This is a genomic window from Micromonospora echinospora (assembly GCF_900091495.1).
Lineage (GTDB): Bacteria > Actinomycetota > Actinomycetes > Mycobacteriales > Micromonosporaceae > Micromonospora > Micromonospora echinospora.
In genome coordinates this window covers 743075-760789 of the sequence record NZ_LT607413.1, presented here as the reverse complement: position 1 = coordinate 760789, position 17715 = coordinate 743075, and the positions used below count along the sequence as shown (strand labels likewise).

The 17715-nt window shown below is 70.9% G+C and carries 18 protein-coding genes; 14 read left to right on the top strand and 4 right to left on the bottom strand.

The window, feature by feature from the left end:
- Positions 1-5 precede the first annotated feature (5 nt).
- Positions 6-950 (bottom strand): MBL fold metallo-hydrolase, encoded by a 945-nt coding sequence (locus GA0070618_RS03465; RefSeq protein WP_088980335.1) that lies wholly within the window; start codon positions 948-950, stop codon positions 6-8.
- Between the two features lie 237 nt (positions 951-1187).
- Between GA0070618_RS03465 and GA0070618_RS03460 the strand changes: the two genes are divergently transcribed.
- On the top strand, positions 1188-2168 hold the full coding sequence (locus tag GA0070618_RS03460) for a helix-turn-helix domain-containing protein (RefSeq protein ID WP_088980334.1): 981 nt from the start codon (positions 1188-1190) through the stop codon (positions 2166-2168).
- 123 nt (positions 2169-2291) lie between these two features.
- On the opposite strand, the gene GA0070618_RS35110 is transcribed toward GA0070618_RS03460, so the two are convergent.
- Both GA0070618_RS35110 and GA0070618_RS33880 read right to left on the bottom strand, forming a co-directional pair.
- On the bottom strand, positions 2292-3494 hold the full coding sequence (locus tag GA0070618_RS35110; protein WP_088980333.1) for a helix-turn-helix domain-containing protein: 1203 nt from the start codon (positions 3492-3494) through the stop codon (positions 2292-2294).
- A complete protein-coding gene (locus GA0070618_RS33880) occupies positions 3491-3634 on the bottom strand; it encodes a hypothetical protein (RefSeq protein WP_170107929.1) in 144 nt (47 codons plus the stop codon). The genes GA0070618_RS35110 and GA0070618_RS33880 overlap by 4 nt, the downstream gene beginning before the upstream one ends.
- Before the next feature lie 207 nt (positions 3635-3841).
- Here GA0070618_RS33880 and GA0070618_RS03450 point away from each other — a divergent pair, with 207 nt between their 5' ends.
- The 3 genes from GA0070618_RS03450 (at position 3842) to GA0070618_RS03440 (ending at position 5164) form a co-directional block, all read left to right on the top strand.
- Positions 3842-4681, top strand: coding sequence for a helix-turn-helix domain-containing protein (locus GA0070618_RS03450; RefSeq protein WP_157748909.1), 840 nt, complete (start codon positions 3842-3844; stop codon positions 4679-4681).
- A complete protein-coding gene (locus GA0070618_RS03445; RefSeq protein ID WP_088980331.1) occupies positions 4678-4872 on the top strand; it encodes a DUF397 domain-containing protein in 195 nt (64 codons plus the stop codon). Before GA0070618_RS03450 ends, GA0070618_RS03445 begins: the two co-directional genes overlap by 4 nt.
- Positions 4873-4975: 103 nt before the next feature.
- Entirely contained in the window at positions 4976-5164 is a 189-nt protein-coding gene (locus tag GA0070618_RS03440) for a DUF397 domain-containing protein (protein ID WP_088980330.1), read from the top strand.
- 159 nt (positions 5165-5323) lie between these two features.
- Here GA0070618_RS03440 and GA0070618_RS03435 read toward each other — a convergent pair whose 3' ends face one another.
- Complete coding sequence (locus GA0070618_RS03435) at positions 5324-6181, bottom strand: DUF72 domain-containing protein (protein WP_197701771.1); 858 nt, start codon at positions 6179-6181, stop codon at positions 5324-5326.
- Positions 6182-6727: 546 nt separating this feature from the next.
- Between GA0070618_RS03435 and GA0070618_RS03430 the strand changes: the two genes are divergently transcribed.
- The 10 genes from GA0070618_RS03430 to GA0070618_RS03385 all read left to right on the top strand — a co-directional run bounded on the left by GA0070618_RS03430 (position 6728) and on the right by GA0070618_RS03385 (position 17557).
- Positions 6728-7930: a dipeptidase gene (locus tag GA0070618_RS03430; RefSeq protein WP_088980328.1), complete on the top strand. Its 1203-nt coding sequence runs from the start codon at positions 6728-6730 to the stop codon at positions 7928-7930.
- The gene (locus GA0070618_RS03425; RefSeq protein WP_088980327.1) at positions 7927-9555 is read left to right on the top strand and encodes an ABC transporter substrate-binding protein; all 1629 of its coding nucleotides are present in this window, start codon (positions 7927-7929) and stop codon (positions 9553-9555) included. The genes GA0070618_RS03430 and GA0070618_RS03425 overlap by 4 nt, the downstream gene beginning before the upstream one ends.
- Positions 9556-9585: 30 nt before the next feature.
- Positions 9586-10539 carry an ABC transporter permease gene (locus GA0070618_RS03420; protein WP_088980326.1) on the top strand — a complete coding sequence of 318 codons (954 nt, stop codon included), beginning with the start codon at positions 9586-9588 and terminating at the stop codon, positions 10537-10539.
- Between the two features lie 91 nt (positions 10540-10630).
- The gene (locus tag GA0070618_RS03415) at positions 10631-11512 is read left to right on the top strand and encodes an ABC transporter permease (protein WP_231931588.1); all 882 of its coding nucleotides are present in this window, start codon (positions 10631-10633) and stop codon (positions 11510-11512) included.
- 2 nt (positions 11513-11514) lie between these two features.
- On the top strand, positions 11515-12696 hold the full coding sequence (locus tag GA0070618_RS03410; RefSeq protein ID WP_088980325.1) for a M24 family metallopeptidase: 1182 nt from the start codon (positions 11515-11517) through the stop codon (positions 12694-12696).
- Positions 12693-13529 (top strand): alpha/beta fold hydrolase, encoded by an 837-nt coding sequence (locus GA0070618_RS03405; RefSeq protein ID WP_088980324.1) that lies wholly within the window; start codon positions 12693-12695, stop codon positions 13527-13529. Before GA0070618_RS03410 ends, GA0070618_RS03405 begins: the two co-directional genes overlap by 4 nt.
- The gene (locus tag GA0070618_RS03400; protein WP_088980323.1) at positions 13526-14509 is read left to right on the top strand and encodes an ABC transporter ATP-binding protein; all 984 of its coding nucleotides are present in this window, start codon (positions 13526-13528) and stop codon (positions 14507-14509) included. Before GA0070618_RS03405 ends, GA0070618_RS03400 begins: the two co-directional genes overlap by 4 nt.
- Entirely contained in the window at positions 14496-15485 is a 990-nt protein-coding gene (locus tag GA0070618_RS03395) for an ABC transporter ATP-binding protein (protein WP_088980322.1), read from the top strand. Before GA0070618_RS03400 ends, GA0070618_RS03395 begins: the two co-directional genes overlap by 14 nt.
- A gap of 33 nt (positions 15486-15518) precedes the next feature.
- Entirely contained in the window at positions 15519-16721 is a 1203-nt protein-coding gene (locus GA0070618_RS03390) for a dipeptidase (RefSeq protein ID WP_197701714.1), read from the top strand.
- 89 nt (positions 16722-16810) lie between these two features.
- Entirely contained in the window at positions 16811-17557 is a 747-nt protein-coding gene (locus GA0070618_RS03385) for a GntR family transcriptional regulator (RefSeq protein WP_088980321.1), read from the top strand.
- Positions 17558-17715: the final 158 nt, after the last annotated feature.

Genomic DNA, 17715 nt, shown 5'->3' with positions numbered 1-17715 from the left:
GGGAGTCAACCGAGTACGGTCCAGGGCCGGTTCAGGTGTGCGGTGGCCAGCACGGCACGACGGACCCGGGCCCCGTCGAGCAGCCGTCGACGGGTCTCCCGCGCGACCTCCGGGTCGGCCTCGTACCGGTAGCCCACGTCGGGGTCGGCCAGTTGGACGGCGTGCACCAGGACGTCACCGGTGACGATCACCTGGTCGTGGCCGCCGTCCACGACAACCGACTGGTGGCCCGGGGTGTGCCCCGGGGTGGGCACGACCCGGACGCAGCCGCCGCGCCCCGGAGCGGCGTGCAGCCGGCTGGCCCCGTCCACCTCGTGCAGTTGCCCGGTGGCCCGCAGCGGCTCGACCACGTACGTGCGGGCGGCGTCGCCGTCGGGCAGGGTGGCCACCTCGCGGCGCTGGACGACGTACCGGGCGTTCGGGAACACCGGCGTGCCGTCCAACCCGACGGACCAGCCGAAATGGTCCTCGTGCAGGTGGGTCAGCACCACCGTGTCAACGTCCGCCGGGTCGATGCCGGCCCGGTCCAGCTCGACCGGGAGCCGGCCCGGGGTCGGTGCCCAGCCGCCGGCCGGGCTGCCGTCGGGCCCCACCCCGGTGTCGACCAGCGTCAGCCGCCCGCGCGGCCCGCGTACGGCGTAGCACCGGAAGGCGAGCTGCCAGGCTTCCCCGGGGCCGAACGCGTCGGGGTCGACGGTCCGGGCCAGGTCCCAGTCGTCCGGGGTCGCCGCCGGGAACGCCGCCTGCCGGTCGAGGAAGAACGTGCCGGCCGCGTCCAGCAACGGGATCACGTCGTACGCGCCGACCGGCCGGGCGTCCCACGCGCGCTGTCCCGTCGTACGGCCAGGGTCGGCGCTCGCCGGGACGGCCGTGCCCGCCGTGCCGGCCACCGTGACGGCTGCGGCGGCGAGCAGGAAGGTCCGGCGTCCGATCTCGGCGGGAGTTCCCATGGGGCGGCCCCTTTCGTCCGTGGTACCGGGTGCGGCGAACCCACCCGGCCTCTCGGTGATGACGCTAGGACCGCCACCGGCCCGTGGGCCGCCCGCGCGGGATGGTCGGCCTGATCCTGTCGACACCTGGCCGGCTTTCGTCGCCGGAACCACCCGCGCGGCTTCCTAGAATCGGGTGTCGCGAGTCCGACGCCCGTCCGGCGTGGCGGGTCGAGGTGGGCGGCGTGGGAGGGCCCGATGCCGGTGGACAGGTGCGCCGTGGCCATGCTGGCGTACCCGGGTGGGGGCGGCTTCGACTTCGTGACCGTCAACGAGATCTTCGGCGTGGACTACTCCCACCGGTTCGGCTCCTGGTACCGGACGCGCACCTGCGGGCTGACGCCTGGACCGGTCGAGCTGGCCGGCGGGATCACCGTCCACGCCGGGTACGGGCTCGACGAGGCGGAGCGGGCCGATCTGCTGGTGGTGCCGGGGTGGACGCGGGAACACGAGGTGCCGCCCCGGGAGCTGCTGGCCGCCCTGCGTGGCGCGTACCGGCGCGGGGCGCGGATCATGTCGATCTGCACCGGCGCGTTCGTGCTCGGGCACGCCGGCCTGCTCGACGGTCGACGGGTCACCACGCACTGGTCGATGGCACCGCTGCTCGCCTCGTTCTTCCCGGCCGCGACCGTGGAGCCGCGCGCCCTCTTCGTCGACGACGGCCGGATCCTCACCGCCGCCGGTATGTCCGCCGGAATGGACCTCGCGCTGCACGTCGTACGTGGTGACTTCGGCGCGGACGCCGCCGCCGCGCTCGCCCGCCGGCTGGTGCTGGCCGGTTACCGCAGCGGCGGCCAGGCGCAGTTCGTCGACGCGCCGCTGGGCGTGGAGCCGGACGATCCGTTGCCGGAGCTGCTCGACTGGCTGCGGCAGCACCTGGACCAGCGGTGGTCGCTGGACTCGTTGGGCGCCCGGGTGCACATGAGCCCGCGAACCCTGTCCCGGCGGTTCCACCGACTTACCGGGATGAGCCCGCACCAGTGGCTGTTGCGGGAGCGGATCCTGGCGGCGCAGCGGCTGTTGGAGTCCGGGGACGAGCCGGTCGCCCGGATCGCCGTGCGCACCGGGATGGGTTCGGCCGGCAACCTGCGGCACAGCTTCCGCCGGGAGGTGGGTGTCTCGCCGCAGGCGTACCGGGCGAGGTTCCGGGCCGGTGGCCGCCGGGCCGGCACATCCTGACGCTGCGGAGGGTCGGAGAACCGGGTCAAGCTGTGTCCGCGACACGCCCTGCGTGGTGGCGTCCGGATCTGACTGCCGTAAGTGTGGGGCCAGGTCCGTGACGCACGGGGACCGGTGGTGTGGTCAGGGCCGGGTCAGGCCGATGGTGGCGGCGAGGCGGGTGACGTCGGCGGGGGTGGGGCCGGCGCGGAGAACGGCGGTCAGTGCGGTGTGGGCGGCGGGTCGGAGGCGGACCTCGGCGGGGGCGATCTGGTCGGCGGCGAGCAGGGCCCGGCCGGCGGCGTGGTGGTCGCCGAGGTCGAGGTAGGCGCGGGTGACGTCGATCAGGTGGGCGGCCCGGTGTTCGGCGGGTAGCCGCTGCCAGGCGTCGCCGCCGGTGGCACGCTGGTGCAGGACGACAGCCTGGTAGTTGTCGCCGAGGCGAGCGGCGGTCAACGCACGCGCCAGGTCGACCACGACCGGCCCGAACCCGTCCTCGTCGTGGTGATGTGCGGCGGCGAGGCGGGCCGCCCGCTCGGTGAGATCGTCCACAGCGGCGACGTCGCCGCAGGTGGCGGCGGCGAGAGCGGCCTCGGTGAGCAGGGTGCCGGCGAGGGCGATGTCGTCGGGCGCGAGCACGCGCTGCGGGGCCAGGTCGAGCGGGCGTACGGCTGTGGTGGCGGCGGCCATCGCCAGCCGCCCCCGGCCGAGCGTCCGGAGGGCCTGGGCCAGCGGCACGGCGGCGAGGGCGGTACGCCGGGGGTCACCGGCGGCGGTGGTCATCGCCCGGTCGGCGGCCAACCAGGCGAGGTGTGGCTCACCGAGCTTGACCAGCACCTGGGCGGCGACCCGGTACACCCGCACCAGCCGCAGGGACGCTGTCGCATCGTCGGTCCGCTGGTTCGCGTGCCGGGTGGCGGTGAGCAGGTCGGGCAGCATCCGGAGCACCTGGAGGTGGTGGGCGTGCCGGTACGCCGTGCAGGCGTACCCGATCCGGTCGTCGAGGTCCGCGACCGGTGCCGGGCCGTCGGCACCGGTCGGGAGGCCGTAGCTGGCCAGGGACGCGCGGACCCGCTCGACGGCGGCCGTGGCGTCGGTGGCCGGGGTCCGCTGGGCCTGCCGGCCGACCAACACGGCCGGGGCGACGCCGAGGGCGGCGGCCACCGTCTCGATCATGGGCAGCCGGTCGAGGGTACGCACGCCGCGTTCCACCTTGTCCACCCAGCTCTTCGACCGGCCGATCCGGTCGGCGAAGACCTGCTGACTCATGCCCCGGCGTACGCGTAGCTGGGCGACCCGCCGCCCGATGGGCAGCTCGCGGCGGTTGTGCTGGCGCGGATCGCTCATCGCCGGTCGGCGTCGTGGACGGGCTCGGTGTACGCACCGCAGCGCGGACACCAGCGCGACTTGACCCGGAACGCGAGCAGCCCGAGCAGGAACCCCGGCACCAGCCCACCGAACACCACCGACAGGATCTCGGAAACCACGAACACTCTCACCTTCCGCCGAGGCCCCTACCTGCTGCGGGTGAGAGGACAAGGCTCACGGAGACGCGCCCTGTCGAGTGCGCATCTGGCCAGCTGGTTGCGCAGCCATTTTGCGCGCGCAAATTCGTGGGGTCAACAACGCTGCGTCATCTGACACCTGCGGCGTGTGGCTGGTGGCAGGATCCGGAGGGGGCGGAAGATGTGAGCGTGGAGAGCCCAACCTTCGTCCGGTTCCAGCTCGGCGCGCAGCTCAAGCAAGCGCGCGAGAAGGCCGGAGTGACCACCGAGCAAGCGGCCGCGCTCATCGAGGTGTCGCCGAGCACCCTCCGGAGGATCGAGCAGGGCCGGGTCGGATTGAAGGGACCGGCACTGAACGCCTTGCTCGACCGGTACGGCGTGACCGATGCCGGGCAGCGCGAGACGTGGCTCTCGATGGCCCGGACGGGTAAGCAGCGGGGTTGGTGGGCGAAGTACGGTGATCTGCCCAACTCTTACCGGCAGTACATCGGACTTGAGTCCGCGGCGGCCGAGATTCAGAATTTCGAAACCCTGGTTGTGCCGGGCCTCTTGCAGACCGTCGACTACGCCCGCGCGGTCATCAGTGCCGACGCATCCCAGCCCACACCGCAAGCGACAGACGAGCGGGTGACCGTTCGGTTGGAGCGGCAGAAGCTCCTTACCGAGGCGAAGCTACGCCTGGTCGCGGTGATCGACGAGGCGGTCCTGCACCGGCAGATCGGCGGACCCGAGGTCATGCGGGATCAACTTTCGGCGCTACTCACCGCGCAGAAGCGATGGAACGTGAGCATCCAGGTCATCCCGTTCCGAGAAGGGGCTTACGCCTCGATGGTGTCGAGCTTCCACATCCTGAGCTTCAACGAGGGGCCAGGGGTGGTGTACATCGAGGGCCTGACCGGCGACCTCTACGCTGAAGGTGAGGACGTCGACAGGTGCACGCGGGTGTTCAGCAGCCTTCGGGCAGCGGCCCTGTCACCCACCGCCTCGACCGGGATGATCAAGAGGATTCGGGACAAGGAGACGCCATGAACGCGCTCGACAGCCAGTGGCGCACCAGCAGCCACAGTGGTGGCAACGGCGCGTGCCTGGAGGCCCGGTATGCCGACCACACCACCCAAGTCCGCGACACCAAAGACCGACAGGGACCGGTGCTGGTGTTCGGTCCCGCTCAATGGACCGGCTTCGTCGAGGGCATCAAGGCCAGCGCCTTCGAGGGCTGAGCGCCCTCGGAGTGCCGGATCACGCCAGCGGCGTACGACAATCTGAAGATGTTGGCCAGGTCGCCGGCCGAGTCGATCAAGTTCATCAAGGAGCTGAGCGAGCATGGAGCGTAACGTCTGGCGCACGTCGAGCCGGTCCGGCAGCAACGGCCAGTGCGTCGAGGTCCGCGACCGGGGCGTCGAGGTCGACGTCCGCGACTCCAAGGCCCCCGACGCCGGGATGCTGCGCTTCGTCCCCGCCGCCTGGACCGCCTTCACCGCCACCCTCAAGGCCGGCGGTCTCCGTCCGTAGTTCTCCGTCGGCGAGTCGTCCTGGCGAAAGCGTTCGCGTCGGGTGGGCAGCCTGACTGCGGTGACCACGGCCGGCTGGCTGGCCGCCGCCAGGCAGGCCGGCGCGGACTTCGTCGCCCGGTAGACCCGCGTACCGCAGCGCTCCCGTCCCGGGGGTCGGTCAGAACAGGGTCAGCGGCTCGACCGGGCTCGGCTCGACCGGGCTCGGCTCGACCGGGATCGGCTCGGGCAGGGGCGCCAGGCCGGGTACGCGTGCGCGTACCTCGTCGTGAAAACGGCGGGCGAGCACGGGCGCGTCGGCGTTGTCCGGGGTGTGGACGAACACCGTGGGGGAGCGGCCCTCCCGCAACCATCCGGCGACGACGTCGATCCAGTGCTGCCAGCCCTCGACCGTCCGGACGGTGTCGTCGCGGCCGAGATACCGGACGATCGGCCGCTCGGTGAGCGCGTGCGTGCGCAGCGGCATGCGTGGCTTCTTCGTCCAGGCGTTCCGTTCCGCGTCGCTGGTCGGCGGGCTGCGGAAGAACGCCGTGGTGTCGAAGGGGATCCACTCGGCGTCGGCGTCGGTGAGCACCCCTTCGAGGAGGCGTACCGCGCGGGGATCGTCGAAGAACGCCGGGTGACGGACCTCGACGGCGTACCGGTGGGTGGTGGGGAGCCGGCGCAGGAAGCGGGCGAGGGTGGGCACGTCGGCCGGGGCGAACGAGCCGGGGAGCTGGATCCAGAGGGCGTGGGCCCGTGGGCCGAGCGGTTCGATCGCGTGCAGGAAGGCGCGCAGCGGCTCGTCGGCGTCGGTGAGGCGGTGGTCGTGCGTGACGGTCCGGGGCAGTTTCAGGACGAACCGGAAGCCGGGGCCGGTCTGGTCGGCCCAGGTGGCGACGGTCTCCCGGGTCGGGGTGGCGTAGAAGGTGGTGTTCCCCTCGACCGCGTCGCACCAGCCGGCGTAGTGCCGCAGCCGCTCATTGGTCGGGAGGGGGTGCGGCAGGATCCGCCCCTGCCACGCCTTGAGCGTCCACATCGCGCACCCCACGTGTAGCCGCATGCTTCCGGATTCCTTCCCGTCGACGTGTCCGGACACGGTATCCGGCCGTCCCGCTGACCCTGGACGGGCCGGACGCGGCTGGCGTCGGTGTCGGTGGGCGCGGCGCCCGACTCGTTCTGCGGCAAGTCGGGGTTTCCGGCCGGTGGGACACCCCGAGATGCCGCAAATTGCGTCGACCAGCGGGGCGGGAGGCGCCGGGCCGGAGGGGGCGATCGAGGCCGGGTAACCCGTGGGCAGTAGTTCTGACCTCTGGTGGCAATGGTCTGACCTCTTGGGGAGTGGAGGTATGCCGGGGGTCGTCTTTTCGGGTGGGGGTGGGGTCGGGTGGATGGGGTCGTCGTGCCTCGGCCGCGGGTCGTGATTCCCCCAAAAGTCGCCCTGACCTGCGGGAATGTTGCCCATTCCAGGTAACGGTCGGGTCACGGGGTATTCCCGAGGAGTTCTTCGCTGCACTAGCGTCCGGGGAGGCATGAGGTCAGACCTCATGCCTCAGACCTCTACCTGGACGAGGTGAGTTGACGAGTGCAGGAACCCGCCCCCCGCTACGCCGGATACCGGTCCTTCGACTACCTGACGCCGCACGTCGACTACAAGGTCTTCGCGCTCGCGCCGCAGGTGGGCCGGGTGCCGGAACACGACCTCGGCCTCAGTGACGACCAGCGCGCCCGGGTCGCCCGGCTGCTCCGTGAGCACATGGCCATCTCGCTGCACGAACACCCGAAGATCCTGCCGGCCGACGTGTCGCAGTTGCGGGACTACAACCGCACCGGACGCAACTCGTTCGGATTCGAGGGCCTGGCCCGCTCCGGCATGACCGCGGTCTTCGACAACTTCATGAACGGCACCGGCTGCGTGACCAGCGAGCACGCCTGGAAGTGGGACGACGTCATCTACGACATCGGCCTGCGCTTCGCCGATGTCGCCAAGCAGGACCACGTGGTGGTGGCGACCACGCTGGACCAGATCTTCGAGGCCAAGCGGAACGGCCAGATCGCCCTGGTGGCCGGTCTGGAAGCGGCCACGATGATCGAGAACGAGCTGGACCGGATCGACATCCTCTACGGCTTCGGCGTGCGCCAGATGGGCATCGCCTACAGCCAGGCGAACATGCTCGGATCCGGCCTCTCCGAGACCCGCGACGGGGGGCTGACCCACTTCGGGCGGCGCGCGGTCGACCGGATGAACAAGCTCGGCATCGCCATCGACATCTCGCACTCCGGCGACCAGACCTCGCTGGACGTGGTCGAGGCCAGTCGGGTCCCGGTGTTCATCACCCACGCCGGTGCCCGTTCGGTCTGGAACACCCCCCGGATGAAGCCGGACGAGGTGATCCGGGCCTGCGCCGAGCGGGGTGGCGTGATCGGCATCGAGGCCGCTCCGCACACCACCCTCTCGGCGGACCACCCGCACCACTCGATCGAGTCGGTGATGGACCACTTCACGTACTGCGTGGACCTGGTCGGCATCGACCACGTGGCGTTCGGCCCGGACACCAACTTCGGTGACCACGTCGGGCTGCACGACAGCTTCACCCAGCACCTGGCGATCGGGCAGGCCCACGGCGTCGTGGACCACCCCCGGGTCGAGTACGTGAGCGGCATGGAGAACCCGGCCGAGTGCTTCAGCAACATCGTCGGGTGGTTGGTCACGCACGGTTACTCCGACGACGAGATCGCCAAGGTCATCGGCGGCAACATCATCCGGGTTCTTCAGGAGGTTTGGTGAAAAAGACAGTCAAGGGTCGGTGGCGGCTCGCTGTCGCCCTCGGCGTGGCGGCCACGTTGGGTGTCTCCGGGTGCGGCCTGAACGAGGACAACAACTCGTCCTCGGACAGCTCGTCCGGCAGTTCGGTGCTGCGCATCGGCACCACCACGGACGTCAGCAACTTCAACCCGCTCCAGTCGCTGAGCAAGACCGACTCGTGGATCCTCAACGCGATGTACCCGCACCTGCTGCGGATCGACGAGAGCGCGAAGAAGGCCCCGGAGCTGGCCAAGGAGTACCGCTACGAGGACGACGGCAAGACCGCCGTGTTCATCCTCCGGGACGACTTCAAGTGGACCGACGGCAAGCCGGTGGTCGCCGAGGACGTCAAGTTCAGCGCCGAGCAGATCATGAAGTACAAGCTCGGCAACGTCGCGGCGAAGCTGACCTGGGTCGAGTCGATCGAGGCCCCGGACGCGACCACGGTCAAGTTCCGGCTCTCCCAGCCGTACGCGCCGTTCGCCGAGGGCGTCGGCTTCTGGATGTCGATCGTCCCGAAGCACGTCTTCGAGTCCGCCGGTGACCTCTCCAAGTTCCCGAACGACTCGAACTGGGTCGGGGCCGGACCGTTCGTGCTGGAGAGCATGACCAAGGGCCAGCGCTACGTGATGAAGCGCAACGAGAACTACCCGCTCGCCCCGGGGGGCAAGGCCGCCGTCAGCCAGGTCGAGTACCGGGTCTACCCGGACGTCAACACGATGATGCTGGCGCTGCGCAACGGCGACATCGACATGATGGGCACCCCGGTGCCGGTGTCGGCGGCGAAGACCTTCGAGGGCGACTCGAAGATCAAGATGGAGAAGGTCGGCGCGCTCGGCTTCGCCCACCTGACCTACAACATGAAGAACAAGCAGCTGGCCGACCAGGCGGTCCGGCAGGCGCTGTCGATGTCCGTGGACACCAAGTCGATCATCTCGGCGGTGCTCCAGGGCGACGCCCAGCAGATGGCCGGTCCGATCTCGCCGATCTTCTCGGAGTACGACAACACCGAGATCCAGCCGTACCCGTTCGACCCGGCGGGCGCGAAGGCCAAGCTCACCGCAGCCGGCTACAAGGACGGCAACGGCGACGGCTTCTTCGACGAGCTGACCTTCGGCGTGGCCTGCGACCAGTCGAACGCGAACATCACCCGGGTGGTGCAGCTCTTCCGGGAGAGCGCCGCCAAGGCCGGCATCAAGCTGGAGAACGAGTGCGTCGAGCGGAACACGTTCCTCTCCCGCACCAAGAACGGTGAGTACGACATCGACGCCTCGCAGTGGGGTGTGTTCGACAACCCGATGGACCAGCTGCGCAGCACCTACCTGTCCAGCAACCCGGGTGGCATCAACTACAACCTGCTCGAGTCGCCCGAGATGGACCGGCTGATCAACGACGCCGCCGGCACCACCGACCCCGAGGCGTTCAAGACCAAGATCAAGAACATCGACAAGGTCGTGCACGAGCAGGCGTACCTGACCCCGCTGTACGTGGAGAACTTCCAGTTCGCCTACAACGCCAGCAAGTTCACCGGCTTCGCCCCGTCGCCGTCGGACCTGCTCGGCATGGTCACCGCGTACTCGCTGGCCCAGGTCAAGCCGGCCAGCTAGCCCCAACCAGAGGGAGAGGAGGGGTCCCCCGTGGCGCGTTTCGTGCTCAGTCGGGCACTGAAGGCCGTCCTGACCGTGTGGATTGCGATCACTTCGACGTTCTTCCTGCTCCGGCTGCTGCCGGGGGACCCCACGACCCTGATGGTCGAGGGGGACATGACGCCGGAGATGCAGGCGGCACTGCTCAAGACGTACGGCCTGGACCGTCCGCTGTGGGAGCAGTACGTGTCGTACCTGCGCGAGCTGCTCCAGGGCAACCTGGGCATCTCGTTCCGGCAGATCCAACCGGTCACCGACATCATCGTCGACCGGCTGCCGTGGACGCTGCTCCTCGCCGGCAGCGCCTTCGTCATCACCATCGCCATCGGCATCCCGATCGGCGTCTGGGCCGCCGTGCACAAGGGCAACTGGCTGGACCGTACGCTCCAGGCGCTCGGCATCGGCGGGCACGCGCTCTTCGTGCCCAGCGTCGCCATGCTGCTGCTGGTCTTCCTCGGCGCGCAGCTCGGCTGGTTCCCGATCGGCGGGGCGATCGACCCGGACACCCGGGGCGCGGCGGCCTACCTGAGCCTGCTGCACCACCTGGTGCTGCCGGTGCTGTCCCTGGTGCTGGTGCAGCTCGGCCCGTACGCGCTGACCCTGCGCACCAACATGATCGAGGTGCTCGGCGAGGACTACATCCGGGCCGCCCAGGCCCGGGGGCTCTCCGCCACCCGGCGGGTCTGGAAGCACGGCCTGCGCAACGCGATCCTGCCGGCGCTGACCCTGATGGGCCTGCAACTGGGCACCCTGGTCGGCGGCGCGGTGCTCACCGAGACGGTGTTCGCCTACCCCGGTGTCGGCCGGCTCATCTACGAGGCGGTCGGGCAGCAGGACTACCCGGTCCTCCAGGGCGCGTTCATCATGCTCGCCGTCACGGTGGTCTTCGCCAACGCGCTGACCGACATGCTCTACGCCGTCCTCAACCCCCGCATCCGCCTGTGAAGCGCGAGGAGTGCAGCGGAGCGGAGCCCCGCAGTCGCGAGCGGAAGACCAGCCCTGTGAACTCCACCCTTATCCACGAAGGGAGGACGCCGTGAGCGCCCCCGTGCTGACCGAGCAGACGGTGCCGCCGGTCGCCCCGGCTCCCGTCAAACGGTCCTGGAGCCGCTACCTGCGCCAGCCCTCGGCGGCGCTGTCCGTCCTGGTGCTGGTGGTCATGGTGGTGCTGGCGGTCTTCGCCCCATTGATCGCCGACGAGCCCACCGGGGCCGGGTCGGACGTGCTGCAACCCCCGTCCGGGGCGCACTGGTTCGGCACCGACGACCTCGGGCAGGACATCTTCGCCCAGGTCGTCTGGGGCACCCGGACCAGCCTGGTGATCGGTCTGGCCGCCTCGGTGATCGCGATCGTCCTGGGTACCGCGATCGGCCTGGCCTCGGCCTACTTCCGTCCGTTCGACGCGGTCGCCACGGTGATCACCGACGTGATGCTGGCGCTGCCCACCCTGCCGTTAATGATCATGCTGGCCGCGGTGGTCAACCCCAGCGTCTGGACGCTGACCCTGATCATCGGGTTCTTCGCCTGGCCCGAGGTGGCCCGGCTGATCCGGTCGCAGGGCCTGGTGATCAGCGCGATGCCGTACATCGACGGGGCCCGGGTGCTCGGCGCCACCGGGTGGCGGATCGTCACCCGGGAGATCCTGCCCGCCGTCGTCTCGCTGGTGATCGTCAGCGTGCTGCTCACCGCCTCCCGCGCGGTGATCTCCGAGGCCGGTCTGAGCTTCCTCGGCCTCGGCGACCCGGACGCCTGGTCCTGGGGTCGCATCCTGCTCAACGCCCAGCGCAGCGGCGTCATCGCCATCGCCTGGTGGCAGACGCTCTTCCCGTCCCTGGCGATCCTGCTGCTGGTGCTCGCGGCGACCGTCGCCGGCATGCGGTTCAACGACACCCGTGACCCCCGCGGCAACGGAGGCTGACCATGCGACTGCCCGACAGCTTCTACACCAGCGTCCGCGCCCGGCTCGCCGAGGCCCTCGGCGAACGCGGCCTGGACGGCTTCCTGGCCACGTCCCCGGCGGACGTCGCCTTCCTCAGCGGCTTCTTCTACATCGCTACCGAGCGCCCGGTCTACCTGTGGATGCCCCGGGAGGGAGACCCGCTGCTGGTCATCCCGCGTCTCGACGAGGAGTACGCCGCCCAGCAGGGCGTGACCGTGGAGACGGTCAGCTACTTCGAGTACCCGGGCGTGGTGACTGCCGAGCAGACCCTCGCCACGGCGCTGTCCCGGCGTGGCGGCCCGGCCCGCCGGATCGGGGTGGGCGGCGGGGTGTCCGTCGGCGCGTTCCGGGCCCTGTCGACGGCGCTCACCGGGGCCACCCTGGAGACCACCGACGCGGTGGCCCGGCTGCGGCTGCGCAAGTTCCCCGAGGAGGTCCCGTTCCACGAGGCCGCCGCGCGGATCTGCGACGAGATGCTCGCCGCCGGCCGGGCGCTGATCGAGGAGGCGCTGGCCACCGGGGGACCGCTGCCCCGGGAGGACGAGCTCGCCCGGCACGTCATCGGGTACGGCACCGACCGGATGTACGCCGACTACGACCTGGTCGTCTACACCACCAAGCTGGCCGGCGGGCTGGTCTACGCCGGCCCGAACTCGGCCCTGCCGCACGGCCTGCCGACCCGTCGGCGGCTCCAGCCCGGTGACACGCTGATCCTCTCCCTCGGCGCGGCGGTGGCCAGCCGGTTCGTGGAGAGCGAACGCACCTTCGTCATCGGCGAGCCCACCGCCGAGCAGGTGCGCTACTACGAGGCCGACCGCGAGGCGCAGGAGGTCGGCACCCAGGCGATGGTCGCCGGCCGGACCTGCGCCGAGGTCAACAAGATCTGCCTGGACGTGCTGCGCGGGCACGGGCTGGGGGACTTCATCCGGCACCGGCAGGGACACGGCATCGGGTTGCAGAACCACGAGGCCCCGTGGGTCGAGGACGGCGACGACACCGTGCTCGCCCCCGGGATGCTGCTCTCCAGCGAGCCCGGTGTCTACGTTCCCGGCCACGCCGGCTACCGCATCTCCGACACGGTCCTGGTCGAGGCGGACGGTCCGCGCCGGCTGACCGGCTACCCGCGCGACCTGGCATCGAACGTCATCGAGGGGGTCCGATGAAGATCAATGGAGCGGAACTGGTCGTCGAGGCGTTCGGCCCGACCGACGCGCCCGCGATGATCGTGCACCACGGCGCACCCGGCCTGGGCTCGCGCAACGAACCGAAGCGCTCCTTCGGGCCGTTCGCCGACCGGATGCGGGTCATCGTCTTCGACGCGCGGGGCTCCGGGGAGTCCAGCGACGACGAGCCGTTCACCCACGAGCAGTGGGTGGCCGACGTGGACGCCATCCGGGAGCACTTCGGCTACGAGAAGATCGTGATGGCCGGCGGCTCGTACGGCGGGTTCATCGCGATGGAGTACGCCATCGCCCACCCGGAGCGAGTCAGCGCGCTGATCCTGCGGGACACCGCCGCCGACACGGCCCACGACCACCTCGCCGTCGAGCGGGCCCGCAGCACCGACCGGTCGGTGATCCCGGAGTGGATCATCGAGCGGATCGGCACCGGCCGGTTCGAGAGCAACGAGCAGCTGCGCGAGTACTGGAAGGGCATCCTGCCGCTCTACGACCACCAGCACGACCCGGCCAAGGACGAGGCGAAGCTCGCCGCCACCCGGTTCCACTACCGGACGCACAACGCGGCGTTCGGGCAGAACATGCCCCGCTACGACCTCAAGCCGAAGCTGCCGTCGATCACCTGCCCGACCCTGGTCACGGTGGGCCGGCACGACTGGCGTACCCCGGTGGCGGCCTCGCAGGTCATCGCCGACCTGGTCCCGGACGCCCGGCTGGTGGTCTTCGAGAAGTCCGGGCACTCGCCGCAACTGGAGGAGCCCGAGCTGTTCCAGCAGGTGGTGCGGGACTTCCTCGCCGAGGCCGGAGTGCTGCGGTGACCAGCCTCCTGGAGGTCGCCGACCTGCGGGTCGAGTTCCCCGGCCCGACCGGGCCGGTGCGTGCGGTCAACGGGGTCTCCCTGGAGGTCGAGTCCGGACGGACCCTGGCCCTGCTCGGCGAGTCCGGCTCCGGCAAGAGCGTCACCGCGCAGGCGGTGATGGGCATCCTCGACACGCCGCCGGCCCGGGTCGACGGCGCGGTGCGGCTGCGCGGTCGGGAGCTGCTCACCCTGCCCCGCAAGCAGCGCGACCGGGTCAGCGGCGAGGAGATCGGCATGGTCTTCCAGGACGCCATGGCCGCGCTCAACCCGGTCTTCACCGTCGGCGACCAGATCATCGAGGTGCTGCGGGTCCGCCGGGGCATGTCCAAGGCCGACGCCCGCCGCCGGGCCGTCGAACTGGTCGACCGGGTGCACATCCCGGCCGCGAAGGACCGGATCCGCGACTACCCGCACCAGTTCTCCGGTGGGATGCGGCAGCGCATCATGATCGCGCTGGCCATCTCCCTGGAGCCGGACCTGCTGATCGCCGACGAGCCCACCACCGCCCTGGACGTCACCGTGCAGGCCCAGGTGATGGAGCTGCTCGCGGAGATCCAGCGGGACAGCGGCATGGGCCTCCTGCTGATCACCCACGACCTCGGGGTGGTCGCCGAGGTCGCCGACGACGTGGCCGTGATGTACGCCGGCCGGATCGTCGAGCGGGGCAGCGTCGGGCAGATCTTCGCCGGCCCGGCGCACCCGTACACCGAGGGGCTGCTCGCCTCGATGCCCCGGGTGGACCGGCGCGACGAGGTGCTCTACGCCATCCCCGGCGCCCCGCCCAACCCGGCCCGGCTACCCACCGGCTGCCCGTTCCACCTGCGCTGCCCCCGGGTCACCGACGAGTGCCGGGTGACCCTGCCACCACTGGAGACGCTGCCCGCCGGTCGGGCCAGCGCCTGCCACCACCACGAGGAGGTGCTCGGTGCCACCCGCTGACGACGTGGTGCTGCGGGTCGAGAACCTGGTCAAGCACTTCCCGATCAAGGGACGGGTCCCGTTCACCTCCGGCGGTGTGGTCCGCGCCGTCGACGGGGTCTCCTTCGACCTGCGCCGGGGCGAGACCCTCGGGGTGGTGGGCGAGTCCGGCTGCGGCAAGAGCACCCTGGCCCGGATGCTGGTCGGGCTGGAACAGCCCACCTCCGGCGCGGTCACCTTCGGCAACTCGGTGGTGCACAAGGCCCGCGGCCGGGACCTGCGCGCGCTGCGGCGGCGGATCCAGATCGTGCTCCAGGACCCGTACACCTCGCTGAACCCCCGGCGCACCATCCGGGAGATCCTGCTCCAGCCCTTCGAGATCCACCCGGACGTGCTGGACAAGCGCCGCCGGCTGGACCGGGTTAAGGAACTGCTCGACCTGGTCGGCCTCGACCCGCAGGTGCACCTGGACCGCTACCCGCACCAGTTCTCCGGCGGGCAGCGGCAGCGCATCGGCATCGCCCGCGCGCTCGCCCTGCAACCCGACGTGATCGTCTGCGACGAGCCGGTCTCCGCGCTGGACGTATCGGTCCAGGCCCAGGTGGTGAACCTGCTCGAACGGCTCCAGGACGAGCTGGGCGTGGCGTACGTCTTCATCGCCCACGACCTGTCCGTGGTCCGGCACATCTCCGACCGGGTGGCGGTGATGTACCTCGGCAAGCTGGTGGAGACCGGGCCGGAACACCGCCTGTACGACACGCCCCGGCACCCGTACACCACCGCCCTGCTCTCGGCCGTGCCGGTGCCCGAGCCGGCCGCCCGGGGGCAACGCCAGCGGATCCTGCTGGCCGGTGACCCGCCCAGCCCGGTGAACCCGCCCTCGGGTTGCCGGTTCCGGACCCGCTGCTGGCAGGCGACCGAGACCTGCGCCACCACCGAACCGCCGCTGGCCGCCGGCGAACATCCGGTTGCCTGCCACTACCCGCTGGCCGCGTAGCGCCCGGCGACCGTTTCCCAAGGAGAAGGTGTCTTGCTGCAAGAACCCGCCCCCCGGTACCAGGGGCACAGGTCCTACTCGTACCTGGAGCCGCACACGGACTACCGGGTGTTCGACCTGGCGCAGGAGGTCGGCCGGGTGCCCGAGCACGACCTCGGCCTGACCGACGCCCAGCGTTCGCGTGTGACCCGGCTGCTCGCCGAGCACGTCGCGATCTCCCTGCACGAGCACCCGGTGGTCCTGCCCGAGGACGTCCGGGAACTGCGCGCCTACAACCGCACCGCGCGCCAGCGCACCGGCTACGAGGGACTGGCGCGCTCCGGCCTGACCGCGGTGTTCGACAACTTCATGGCCGGCGCGTCCTGCGTGACCAGCGAGAACGGCTGGAAGTGGAACGACCTCGTCTACGCCCTCGGGATGCGGATGAGTGACCTCTACAAGCAGGACCACGTCTTCCTGGCCACCTCGCTGGCGGACATCCACGCCGCCAAGCGGGACGGCCGGCTGGCACTCGTCGCCGGCCTGGAGTGCGCCAGCCCGATCGAGAACGAGCTGGACCGGATCGACATCCTCTACGGCTTCGGCGTCCGCCAGCTCGGCATCGCCTACAGCCAGGCCAACATGCTCGGCGGCGGCCTCTCCGAGCGGCACGACGGCGGGCTGACCCACTTCGGGCGGCGCGCGGTCGACCGGATGAACAAGCTCGGCATCGCCATCGACATCTCGCACTCCGGCGACCAGACCTGCCTGGACGTGGTCGAGGCCAGCACCGTGCCCGTCTTCATCACGCACGCCGGTGCCCGCGCGGTCTGGAAGACCCCCCGGATGAAGCCGGACGAGGTGATCCGGGCCTGCGCCGAGCGGGGTGGCGTGATCGGCATCGAGGCCGCTCCGCACACCACCCTCTCGGCGGACCACCCGCACCACTCGATCGAGTCGATCATGGACCACTTCACGTACTGCGTGGACCTGGTCGGCATCGACCACGTCACGTTCGGGCCGGACACGATGTTCGGCGACCACGTCGGGGTGCACAACACCTACGCCGGGAACTACGCGCACGACGCCGGTGACCGGCCGGAGCACCCCCGGGTGGAGTACGTCTCCGGGATGGAGAACCCGGGCGAGGCGTTCGGCAACATCGTCGGCTGGCTGGTCAAGCACGACTACTCCGACGACGAGATCGCCAAGGTCATCGGCGGCAACACCCTGCGGGTGCTGGAACAGGTCTGGTAGCGCCGGATCGGCCTGTCGGTCGATCCGGCACCGACGAACTACACTCCGTACGCCGCGGCCGGCGGCGGACAGCGATGAGGTGAGGGCGGATGGGACGGCGCGAGACCGCGCTACAGGCCGCGCACAGTCGGCTACGGGAACTCATCGGCAGCGAGTTCCGGGTGGGCGACAAGCTGCCCAACGAGCGCGACTTGGCCGACCGGCTGGAGGTCAGCCGGGCCACCGTGCGGGAGGTGCTGGGGCAGCTCGCCGGTGAGGGCGTGGTGACTCGGACCTGGGGCATCGGCACGTTCGTGCACGACGGTGTGGAACGGGTGCCGGTGTCGATCGGCGACGTCACCGCGCTGCGGGACCGGATCACCGCCTCGGGGCACCGCCCGACGCTCCAGGACGCGGCGGTCAGCCGGGCCAAGTGCCCGCCCGGCTGCGCCGAGGTGCTCGGGGTCGAGCCGGACTCGCCGGTGTGGCGGGTCGACCGTCTCTTCGCCGTGGACGGGGTCCCGGCGGCCTGGATCCGCGACCACCTGCCGCTGCGCTTCGACGGCCGGGACCTCGACCCGTCCGGGCTGCTCAGCATCGACCTGGACATGTTCGAGTTCCTGGCCAGCGCGACCGGCATGCCGGTCCGGCGGGCCGAGATCGAGCTCGTCGCCGTCCTCGCCGACGAGGAGGCCACCGCGCGGCTCGACGTGCCCCTCGGGCACCCGCTGGTCACCGCCACCCAGATCGGCTACGGGGCGGGCGATGTCGCCCTGTTCCACGGGCACTTCACGGTCCGCACCGACGTGCTGACCCTGCGGATCAGCCGGGGCGGGCAACCCGAACCGGCACGGTGAGCGGCTCCGGCCGGTAGGCCAGGGGGCGGTGAGGTCCCCCCGGCCGGTAGGTCCGGTTCCGCGCACCGGTGCCCGCCGGTGGACCGGACCCCGGTCCACCGGCGGGCATCGCCGTTTCCGGGCATCGTCGTTTCCTTCTCCACGCCCACACCCGCGCC